Annotated in this window: 5 protein-coding genes; 2 read left to right on the forward strand and 3 right to left on the reverse strand. The window is 74.2% G+C overall.

Annotated elements, in window-relative coordinates:
• Positions 1-18: 18 nt before the first annotated feature.
• From fdhF to BLU27_RS03745, 3 genes are read right to left on the reverse strand one after another with little or no spacing between them, the layout of a single operon-like run.
• Entirely contained in the window at positions 19-2769 is a 2751-nt protein-coding gene (gene fdhF, locus BLU27_RS03735; protein ID WP_197681663.1) for a formate dehydrogenase subunit alpha, read from the reverse strand.
• Positions 2766-4469: an NAD(P)H-dependent oxidoreductase subunit E gene (locus BLU27_RS03740; protein ID WP_197681664.1), complete on the reverse strand. Its 1704-nt coding sequence runs from the start codon at positions 4467-4469 to the stop codon at positions 2766-2768. Before BLU27_RS03740 ends, fdhF begins: the two co-directional genes overlap by 4 nt.
• Before the next feature lie 7 nt (positions 4470-4476).
• On the reverse strand, positions 4477-7002 hold the full coding sequence (locus BLU27_RS03745) for a cation-translocating P-type ATPase (RefSeq protein WP_197681665.1): 2526 nt from the start codon (positions 7000-7002) through the stop codon (positions 4477-4479).
• A gap of 119 nt (positions 7003-7121) precedes the next feature.
• On the opposite strand from BLU27_RS03745, the gene BLU27_RS03750 reads away from it, so the two are divergent.
• A complete protein-coding gene (locus BLU27_RS03750) occupies positions 7122-9920 on the forward strand; it encodes a bifunctional acetate--CoA ligase family protein/GNAT family N-acetyltransferase (RefSeq protein ID WP_197681666.1) in 2799 nt (932 codons plus the stop codon).
• 102 nt (positions 9921-10022) lie between these two features.
• A complete protein-coding gene (locus tag BLU27_RS03755) occupies positions 10023-11285 on the forward strand; it encodes a protoporphyrinogen/coproporphyrinogen oxidase (protein ID WP_277869276.1) in 1263 nt (420 codons plus the stop codon).
• Positions 11286-11296: the final 11 nt, after the last annotated feature.

Below are 11296 nucleotides of genomic sequence, written 5' to 3' on the forward strand. Positions count from 1 at the left end.
CGTGTAGGTCGCCGGCCCTCAGGCGCGACGCAGGCGGACGGCGGTGAGCTTGTACTCCGGGCAGGACGTCACCTCGTCCGCCTCCGCGGAGGTGAGCAGGTTCGCCGGCACTTCCGGAAAGGCGAACGTGAGGAACACCTCACCCACCGCCACTTCGTCGGTCACCCGGGCCGGAGCGGTCACGGCGCCCCTTCGGCTGGTGACTTCCACCGGGTCGCCCTCGCCGACGCCGAGCCGCCGCGCGTCGTCGGGGTGGAGGTCGAGGTGTTCGCCGGGCACCAGCGCCAGGTTCGGCGTACGCCGGGTCATCGTCCCGCTGTTGTAGTGCACCAGCCGCCGGCCGGTGATCAGGGCGTACGGGAAGTCCTCGTCGGGTGGCTCGCCCGGCGGCAGCCAGGGCCGGGCCGCGAGGTGAGCACGCCCGTCCGGGGTGGCGAAGGCCGTCCCGTACAACCGTGGCTCGCCCTGGTCGTCGAGTGCGCGACACGGCCAGTGCACCGCACCTTCCCGGTCGAGGCGTTCGTGGGAGATGCCGGCGAACACCGGTGTGAGTTCGCCGCACTCGGCCAGCGCCGCGGCCGGGTCGGGGCAGCCGAGGTCGACGCCGAGCGCGCCGCCGACGGCCCGCAGCACGTCGAAGTCGGTGTATGCCTGGCCGGGCGGGTCGAGGGCCGGCCGGACCCGCTGAAACCGCCGGTCGAAGTTGACGAACGTGCCGTCCTTCTCCAGGAACGAGCTACCCGGCAGCACCACGTCGGCGACCTGCGCGGTGGCGGACAGGAAGATCTCCTGGCTCACCAGGAAGTCGCACGCGTCGATTGCCGCGCGGACATGCCGGGAGTTGGGGTCGGTCGCCAGGATGTCCTCGCCGAACACGTACATCGCCCGCACCCGCCCGGCGAGCGCGGCGTCGAACATCTCCGGGATCCGCAGCCCCGGCCGCTCGGGCACCGGCGTCCCCCACACCGCCGCGAACCTCCCCCGCACCTCGGGGTCGTCGACCCGCTGGTAGCCGGGCAGCATGTCGGGCAGCGCGCCCATGTCGGAGGCGCCCTGCACGTTGTTCTGACCGCGCAACGGGTTGACGCCCCCACCGTGCGGCGTCCCGACGGCGCCGCGCAGGATCGCGAGGTTGGCGAGCGTACGGACCCCGTCGGTCCCGTGCGCGTGTTCGGTGACACCGAGCCCGTAGACGATCGCCGGTCGCCGCGCGGTGCCGTACGCCTCGGCGGCCGCGGCCAGCGCGTCCGGCGGGACGCCGCTCAGCTCGGCCACGCGGTCGGGCGGGTAGTCGGCCAGCAGCTCCCGCAGCTCCTCGAGGCCGTCCGCGCGGGCCGCGAGAAACTCCTCGTCGACGTGGCCGCGGTCGACAAGCAGGCGGGCCAGCCCGTTGAACACCGCGACATTCGACCCGGGCCGCCCCCGCAGGTGGACGTCGGCCAGCCGGGCCAGTTCGGTCCGCCGCGGGTCGAGGACCACCAGGCGGGCACCGCGCAGCGCCGCCTGCGCGATCCGCGCACCGATCACCGGGTGGGCCTGGGTGACGTTGGCGCCGGCGACGAGGATGCAGTCGGCGACGTCGAGATCCTCGGCGGGGTTGGTGCCGCCGGCCAGCCCGAAGCTCGCGATCAGCCCGACGGCCGAGGGTGCGTGGCAGATGCGCGAACAGTTGTCGACGTTGTTGGTGCCGATCGCCGTTCGCATCAGCTTCTGCAGCAGGTAGTTCTCCTCGTTGGTGGACCGGGCCGAGGAGATCGCGGCGATGGCGTCCGGCCCGTGCCGGTCGCGGATCCGGGCCAGTTCACGGCCTACCACGGCGAGCGCCTCGTCCCAGGCGGCGGGTTCGAGCCGGCCCTTACGCCGTACCAACGGGGTGGTGAGCCGGTCCGGGGAGCGCACGAACCCGTACGCGAAGCGGCCCTTGACACAGGCATGGCCGCGGTTGACCGGGCCGTCCAGAGCCGGGGTGACGGCAAGGATGCCGGAGTCACGGGTGTGCACGTCCAGGGTGCAGCCGACGCCGCAGTAACCGCAGGTGGTCCGGGTGACCAGGTCGGCCGGGCGGCCACCGGAAGGCAGGGTGAGAGAAGTCCGGGCGGCGGGCGTACTCCCCGCGGTGGCGTACGACGTGAGCACCGACACCGGCCCGCTCAGTGCGCCACTCGGGCAGGAGTCGACGCACCCGCCGCACGCCACGCAGTCCGACTCCACCCACGGGCCGCCGGCGCCGGCCGCCACGACGGTGTCCGCGCCCCGGCCGGCCATGGTCAGCGCGAAGGTTCCCTGTACCTCGTCGCACATCCGCACGCACCGGCCGCAGGCGATGCACAGGTCGGCGTCGAGCCGGACGTACGGGTGCGAGTCGTCCCGGCCCAGACCCCGGCCGGCCAGGTCGAACGCCGACGCCTCCACCCCGAGCCGCGCGCACACGGCCGCGAGTTCGGTGGGCAGGCCGAGCGCTCGTTCGGGGATGCGTTCGACCATCAGCTCCAGCACCCGGCGAACCATGGCGGCCACGTCGCGGTCGTCGGTCCGTACCTCGGCGCCTTCCTCGGCCGGGGTGGTGCACGCGGCGGCCACACCGCGGCCGGTGCGCACCAGGCACACCCGGCAGGCGCCCGACGGGGCCAGCCGGTCGTCGAAGCAGAGTGTCGGTACGTCCCCGCCGGCCGCGCGCACGGCGTCCAGCAGCGTCCCGCCAGCGGCCACCTCCACCGGCTCCCCGTCGACCCGCAGCCGTACGGCGGCCCGCACCCGCTCCCCGGTCACGACAGCTCTTCCCCGTACACCCGGCGCAGGCCGCGCACGACAGCCGGGAGCCGGGTACCGAACGGGCACAGGCTCGCGTTCTCCATCGTGTCCAGCAGGGCGTCGTCGCGGGCGGCCGCCTCGGGCCGGCGTTCGCCGAGCCGGGTCCCCTCGCGGCAGGGCGTGCACGTGCCGCAGGTCTCCCGCGCGCCGAACTCCCACAACGCCCGCAGCAGGTCGCGCGGGTCGACCTGGTCGTCGACGGCGACCAGGCTGCCGTGCCCGGGCGGCGCTCCGGCCTCGACGAGGGCTGCTCCCAGCAACGGCACGTCGAGCTGGTCCGGGCCGAGGAAGCCGCCGAGCGGGCCGCCCACCTGGAGCGCGCGCAACCGGGCGCCCCGGGCCAGCCCGCCACCGAGACCGAGCACGATGTCCCGCATCGGCGTGCCCAGCTCCACCTCGTACACACCAGGACGCCGGAAGCGCTCGTTCAGGCAGACCAGCAACGTCCCCGTCTCCGGCGGCACACCGCGCGCGGCGTGGGCTCGCCCACCCTCGGCGACGATGGCCGGGACCGCCGCCAGCGTCTCCACGTTGTTCAGCGCGGTGGGCCGGCCGAGCAGGCCGTACTCGGCGGGATACGGCGGTCGCGGGCGCACTGTGGCCCGCACACCCGCCAGCGACCGAAGCAGGGAGGTCTCCTCTCCCGCCAGGTAGGACCCGGCACCCGAGACGACCGTGACATCGAGCCGGACGCCGGAGCCGTGCGGGTTGTCGCCCAGGTGGCCGTCGGCGTACGCCTGGGCGACCGCCTCGCGGAGCCGGTCGAAGGCGCGCGGGTACTCCGACCGCACGTAGACGAACCCCCGCTCCGCCCCGCAGGCCAGCGCGGCCAGAGCGAGCCCCTCCAGCAGCCGACCGGGGTCCTGCTCCATCAGCACCCGGTCGGAGAACGACCCGGGGTCACCCTCGTCACCGTTGGCGACGACGTAACGCTGCGCGGGCGGAACGTCCGAGCCCGCCACCGCCCGCCACTTGTGTGCGGTGGGAAACCCCGCACCGCCCCGGCCGCGAAGCCCTGCGGTCGCCACCTCGGCTCGGATCCGGCTGGCGACCGTGGCAGGTCCGCCGTCTGACCGAACGGCCGCCAGCAGCCGCGGCCACGCCTGCCAGGAAGGCTCCTCGCCGACGACGCCCCGCAGGACGACCGGTGGAGTGGCGGCTCGGACGACGGGTTCGGGGGCGCGGGGCGGCGCCTCCTCGGCGAGCTGCGCGGCGAGGTCGGCTCCCGCGCGTGGCAGGTCGCCGTCCAACGCGGCCGGGCCCGTGTAGCAGTAACCCAGGCAGTGCACCTCCTGCAGCGACACCCGCCCGTCCACGGTGCACTCGCCCGGAGGCACGCCGAGGACGCGGGACACCTCGGCGACGTGACGGCCACCTCCGCTGGCGACGAAGCAGGCCGTGCCCGCACACACCCGCACGTGCCGGGTGCCCTGCCGGCCGCGGAGGTCGGCGTAGTAACTCGCGGCGCCGTGCACGGCGGCGACCGGAAGGCGCACTTCTTCGGCCACGACGCGTTGGTCCTCGGGGGTGACCACACCGTGCGAGCTGCGCGCCGCGCGCAGCCGGGCCAGACCGCCGTACGCCGGTCCGCCGGTGCGGCGTTCCAGTCCGTCCAGCGACGCCCCGGTCGGCCCGTGCTCCACCTCGCCTTCACGCACGCAGCACTCATGCCCGGCGGCGACCGGCGAGGAACCGATCCAGCCGAATCGCGACGTACCCGGCGAACGACACCACGCACACCACCGCCAGGTCGGGCAGGGAAACGGGTTCGGTCTCGAGCAGGTCGCGCAGCAGCGGAACGTAGACCCCGGCCGCCTGCAGTCCGAACGCGACCACGACGGCCAGCAGCAGGAACGGGTTGGTCAGGGTGCCGGGCCGGGCCCGCGAGCCCAGGCCGATCCACAGCTGCGTCGCGCCCAGAGTCAGGAACGCCATGCTCTGCCAGGGCCGCCCGGTCGCGTGCGCCCACACCGCCACCCCGAGCGTCACCGCGGCGACCACCACGGCCAGCCGCACCACCCGCTGCCACAGCCCGGCGCCGAGAATGTGTTCGGCCGGTGGGCGCGGCGGCGAGCGCATCAGGTCCCCCTCGGCCGGTTCGGCGCCGAGCGCGACGCCGGGCAGCCCGTGCGTGAGCAGGTTGACCCACAGGATCTGTGCGGGCCGCAGCGGCAGGGGAAAGCCGAGAAACGGGCCGGCCAGCATCACCAGGATCTCCGCGGCGCCGCCGGCCAGCCCGTACGCCAGGAAGCGGCGGACGTTGGCGTAGATCCGCCGGCCCTCCTCCACCGCCGCCACCAGGGTGGCGAGTTCGTCGTCGGCGAGGACGAGGTCCGAGGCCTCGCGGGCCACCTCCGTGCCACGCCGGCCCATGGCCACCCCGATGTCGGCGCTGCGCAGGGCGGGTGCGTCGTTCACCCCGTCGCCGGTCATCGCGACCACCTCCGAGCGGTCGCGGTACGCGTGGATGATGGCCAGCTTCTGCTCCGGGCTGGTCCGGGCGTACACCCGCCTGTCCTCGCCGCCGCCAACCCCCTCGATGCCGACCTGGCGGGCGATCGCGTGCGCGGTCGCGGGGTGGTCGCCGGTGATCAGCACCGGTGCGATCCCCGCCTGCCGGCACGCGGCGATGGTCGCGGGTGCCGAAGCCCGCGGCGGGTCGGCGATGGCCACCAGGCCCAGCAGGCGCAGGCCGTCCTCGAGTCGGGCCTCCCAGGCGACCGGGCCGTCCGCCGGGGGAAGGCTGTCGCGCTCGGCGCCGGCGACGGCGAGCACACGGTAGCCCTCGGCGGCGTACTCCTCGGTCCGCCGGGCGGCGCGCGCCAGCACGTCGGTGCCGTCGGAGAGCAGCGGGTTGCGCAGGACCACCTCGGGCGCGCCCTTGCAGACGACGAGGTACGAGGCCGGTCGGAGAAGATGCACCGTGGTCATCCGCTTGCGGGCGTTGTCGAACGGGATCTCACCCACCCGCGGCCACGTGCGCTCCAGCGCGGCCCGTGTCAACCCAAGCTTGCCGCCGGCCGCGAGCAGCGCCACCTCGGTGGGATCGCCCGCCGCACTCCAGGATTCCGCGCCGGTACGCGGGGGCAGCAGGCTCGCGTCGGTGCACAGGACGCCCGCCCGCAGCAGGTCCACCACGTCGGGCGGCGCCTCCGTCGGATCGACCGGCCGGCCGTTCCGGAACAACGTGCCCTCCGGTGCGTACCCGGCGCCGGACACCTCCACCTCGCCGGCGAAGGTCCACAGCCGCTGCACCACCATCGCGCCCTCGGTGAGAGTGCCGGTCTTGTCGGTGGCGATCACCGTCACCGAGCCGAGCGTCTCCACTGCCGGCAGCCGGCGCACGATCGCGTTCCGGCGGGCCATCCGGCGCGCCCCCAGCGCCAGCGCCAGCGTCACCACCGCCGGCAGGGACTCCGGCACCGCGGCGACCAGCAGGCTGATGCCGGTGAGCACCATCAGCTCCAGCGGCTGGCCGCGCAACAGCCCGAGGACCAGCACCACGACACACAGGACTGCGGCGCTGATCGCGAGCACCCGGGCCACCCCGGTCAGCCGGCGCTGCAGCGGCGTACGGACCGGTTCGGCGGCCATCAGCGCGGCCACCCGCCCCATCGCGCTGGTCGCCCCGGTCGCAGTGACGACCGCGAGTCCCCGCCCGCGTACCACCACGGTGCCCGCCGACACCTCGTCGCCGGACTCCTCCGTGGAGGCGGCGGCCTTGTCCACCGGTACCGCCTCCCCGGTGAGCATGGACTCGTCGGCGGCGAACGCGACCGCCTCCACCAGCCGGGCGTCCGCCGGCACGACCTGGCCCTCCGCCAGCACCAGCAGGTCGCCGGGCACCACCTCCGCGGCCGGCACCTCCCGTTCGGCGCTGTCGCGGACGACCCGCGCCGACGGGGCTGCCAGTGCGGCCAGCTCGGAGATCGCCTGGTCCGCGCGTACCTCCTGGCTGACCCCGACCGCGGTGTTCATCACGATCACCAACACGATGACCGTAGCGTCGGAGATGTCCCGGGTCGCGATGGTGAGCACCGCGGCAATCAGCAGGACGACGATCAGCGGGTCGCGCAACTGGGCGGCGAGGCGGCGGTAGAGCGGCACCGGCGGGCGGCGGGGCGGGGCGTTCGGGCCATACCGCTCCAACCGGGCCGCGGCGTCCGCCTCGGTCAGCCCGGCCTGGTCCACAGTGGAGAACTACCCAACGAACCCCCTGGTCAGCGCTCCCGCAGCAGCCCTGCCATGGCTTACCGTGTGCCTGGGACCGGTGGGGGCCGGCTGGGGCGGGGACGTGAGACGGAGTACGCATGGAGCCAGACCGGCCGGCGACCAAGGTCACCCCGGACGAGGGCAGGCAGGACGATGTCCTGCCGGCCGAGGGCGGGCAGGACAAGGTCATGCAGGACGAAGCCGGGCAGACCGTCCCGACCACCCGGACCGTCCGCGCGGTCCTCACCGACGGACGGGTCGTGGAGTTGCGCCCCCTCGGTCCGGGCGACCTCGACGACCTGCTTCGGCTGCACCAGGACCTTCCCGAGCGCGACACCTACCTGCGGTTCTTCACCACCCATCCGGTCGGCCTGCCCGAGCTACTGGGTCCGCTCGTCCAGCCCGGTGACGCCCACCGGCTCACCGTCGGCGCGTTCGCCGGGCAGACCCTGATCGGCGCCGCCCACTACGAGGTGTTGTCGGACCCGGCCGAGGCCGAGGTCGCGATCGTCGTCGACCACCGGCAACAGGCGCAAGGCCTGGGCACGCTGCTGCTGGAGCACCTCGCGTCCGCGGCCCGGCGCCGCGGGGTACGGCGGCTCGTGGCGGAGGTGCTCACCGAGAACGCCGCCATGGTCAGGGTGTTCCGCGACGCGGGGCTGCCGATGACGATGCGACTGGAGGGTTCGTCGTACCTCGTGACCCTGCGGCTCGTCGAGGGGGCTTCGAGCTACGCGGCCGCCGTCGGCGAGCGGGAACGCCTCGCCGACGTGGCCAGCCTGGGCGCCCTGCTGCGGCCGAAGGCCGTCGCGGTCGTGGGCGCCAGCCGACGGCCGGAGGCGGTGGGGCACGCGGTGCTGGCCAACCTGCTGGCCGGCGGCTACACGGGCACCGCCCACGCGGTCAACCCGCACGCCGACGTCGTGGCGCACGTTCGGTGCGTCCCCACCGCACGCGACCTGCCGGCCGGCGTCGACCTGGCCGTCCTGTGTGTCCCGGCCGCAGCGGTCGCGCAGGCGGCGGAGGAATGCGGTGAACGCGGCGTCCGCGCGCTGGTCGTCATCACCTCCGGCGTGACCGACCATCCAGAACGCGCCGACGCGTTGCGGGCCGCAGTACGCAAGTACGGCATGCGGATGGTCGGCCCCAACTGCCTCGGCGTGATCAACACCGCCGAGGACGTACGGCTGAACGCGACGTTCGCCCGCGGTCCGGCGCCCGCCGGGCGAGTCGGTGTCGTCACCCAGTCCGGCGGGGTGGGGATCGCTTTGCTGGAGCAGTTCGCCGCCGTGGAGCTCGGCGTCTCCAGCCTGGTGTCGACCGGCGACAAGTTCGACGTCAGCAGCAACGACCTGCTGATGTGGTGGCAGCGCGACGAGGCCACGGACCTGGCCGTGATCTACGTGGAGTCGTTCGGAAACCCGCGCAAGTTCGGGGTCCTGGCGCGTGCGCTGGCCGCGCGCAAGCCGGTGTTGGCAGTACGAACCGGCACCAGCGAGGTCGCCCGGCGCGCCGCCGCCTCACACACGGCCGCGTCCGCGACCCCGGCGGTCAACCGGGACGCGTTGTTCGAACAGGCAGGCGTACTCGCGATGGACAGCCTCAGCGAGGTCGTGGCCACCGCCTGCGTGCTGAGCTGGCAGCCGCTGCCCACCGGCAGGCGGGTCGCGGTGATCGGCAACGTCGGCGGGATCGGCGTCCTCGCCGCCGACGCCTGTGCACGCCAGGGCCTCACCCTCCCCGAGCTCGGCGAGGTGACCCGCGCCGAACTCCGCTCGGTGCTGCCACCGACGGCCAGCCTGCACAACCCTGTCGACACCACCGCGGACGTACCCGACGAGGTCTTCCACCAGTGTGTGCGGGCGGTGCTCGAGGATCCGGGAGTGGACGCGGTGCTGGTGCTGACGGCACCGACCGCAGTGACCGATCCGCTTCCCAGGCTGGCGGACGAGGTGCCCTGGGAGCTCGGCCTGCCGGTCGTCGCGGTGCGGGTCGGACAGACGGCGGTGGTCGACGCGCTGCACCCCACCGACCCCGCCACGGGGCGGCCGGTGCCGGTGTTCAGTGACCCCGCCCACGCTGCCGTCGCGCTGGGCAAGGCGGTGCGGTACGGCACCTGGCGCAACCGTCCGGCCGGGACCGTACCCGACCTGCCGAACATCGACGTGGACGCGGCCCGCGGGCTCGTCGCGGAGTTCCTCACCGCGCACCCGGACGGCGGCTGGCTGGATCCCGAGGGCGTGGTCATGCTGCTCGAGCGCGTGGGCCTGCCGATGGCCGGCGTCCGGGTCGCCCGGAACGCCGACGAGGCGGCGATGGCCTTCGCCGAGCTCGGCGGGCGGCCGGTGGCGCTCAAGGCCGCGGCGGCGGACGTACTGCACAAGAGCCGGGTCGGCGGGGTACTGCTGGACCTGTCCGACGAGGCGGCCGTACGCGACGGTTTCGGCGTACTGCACGAGCGTTTCGGATCGGCGCTCACCGGCGTCGTCGTTCAGCCGATGGCCGCGCCGGGGCGCGAGCTGCTCGTGGGGGTGAGCGGCGATCCGACGTTCGGTCCGCTGGTGGCGTTCGGATTGGGCGGGGTCGACACCGACCTCGTCGGCGACCGTACGTACCGGCTGGTGCCGCTCACCGACCTGGACGCCCGCGAGATGCTGACCGCGCTGCGGGCGGGGCCGGCGTTGTTCGGGGAACGCGCCGACCCCCGACTGGACACCGACGGCATCGTGGACGTGTTGCTGCGTGTCGGCCGGCTCGCCGAACTGGTCCCCGAGGTCGCCGAACTCGACCTGAACCCGGTCGTGGCGACCACCAGTTCGTGTGTGGTGGTTGACGCGCGGGTGCGGCTCGCGCCGGCCGAGCCCGGCGACCCCTTCCTGCGCAGGCTGCGCACCTGAGTCGCACGCCGGCCGGGCGTGTGGAACCCGAGTGGCCGGGCGATGACCTGGGGTCGCCGGGAGGTATGCGACACCGGCCAGCCGGTGGGCGGGAGGCGTCAGGTGGTCGAGTCCGAGTACGACGTGGTGGTGGTCGGCGCCGGCATGGCCGGCCTGGTCGCCGCCCTCGACCTGGTCGCCGCCGGCTGCACGGTCACCGTGCTAGAACGCGAGGCGCGTCCGGGTGGTCGCGTCGCCTCCGACCACCGGTCCGGGTTCACCCTCGACCGCGGGTTCCAGTTGCTCAACACGTCCTACCCCCAGGTGCGGCGACGGCTCGACCTGCCGGCGCTCGATCCGCGTCCGTTCACCGCCGGAGCGCTGGTGCGGTACGCCGGCAGGCTGCACCGATTGGGCGACCCGCGCCGCCACCCGGCGGACCTGCCCGCCACGATCGGTTCGAGTCTGCTGCCGTGGCAGGCGAAGCTCGCGCTGGCCGCCTACTCCGCCGACGTGGGGTTCACGCCAGTACGCCGGCTGCTGCAGGCGGAGGAGACCACGGCCGCGGAGTCGCTACGCAGACGCCGGCTCGCCGGTCCCGCGGTGGAGAGGTTCCTGCGCCCGTTCCTGTCCGGCGTACTCGCCGAGGACCAGCTCACCACCTCGAGCAGGTTCGTCGACCTGGTGTGGCGCAGCTTCGTCCGCGGCACCGTCATCGTTCCCGCGGCAGGTATGGGAGCGATTCCAGCCCAGGTGACGGACCGGCTGCCGGCCGGAGCCCTCCGTACCGGCGTCGAGGTGGAGGAGGTCGCCCCCGGGCTTGTCCGGTACGACGGAAACGAGGTGCGTGCGCGTGCCGTCGTGGTCGCCACCGACCCGGCCACTGCCGGCAGACTCCTGCCGGGGTTGAGGATTCCGCCCCTTCGCGGGCTCACGACCTACTACCACGCCGCGCCCGAACCGCCGTTGGCCGAGCCGACCCTGCTCCTCGACGGCGCCGAGGACAGGACCATCGTCAACACCGTCGTACTCACCGCGGCGGCCCCGTCGTACTCCACCGACGGCCGGGCACTGATCTCCACCTCCGTCCTCGGACCGACCGGTCGCGGCGGCGGCGCCCCGCCGGACGAGTCGGAGCTCCGGCCACGGCTGTCCGCGCTGTACGGCGTACCCACCGACTCGTGGGAACACGTCGAGACCGCTGTGGTCCGCGAGGCGCTGCCGGCCGCCCCGCCTCCGCTCGGCGATCTTCGTAAGCCGGTCGACCTGGGCGAAGGGCTGTTCGTGGCCGGCGACCACCGGGACACCCCGTCCACCCAAGGCGCGATGGCCAGCGGCACCCGCGCTGCCCGTGCCGTCCTGCGCCACCTCGGCGACGCCGGTTGAGATCCCGGCTG

It is taken from the genome of Actinopolymorpha singaporensis, from assembly GCF_900104745.1.
Classification (GTDB): Bacteria; Actinomycetota; Actinomycetes; order Propionibacteriales; family Actinopolymorphaceae; genus Actinopolymorpha; species Actinopolymorpha singaporensis.

Bases quoted from the DNA above. Each gene is read 5' to 3' on its own strand.
- BLU27_RS03750 (WP_197681666.1), top strand. From the start codon at position 7,122: ATGGAGCCAGACCGGCCGGCGACCAAGGTCACCCCGGACGAGGGCAGG.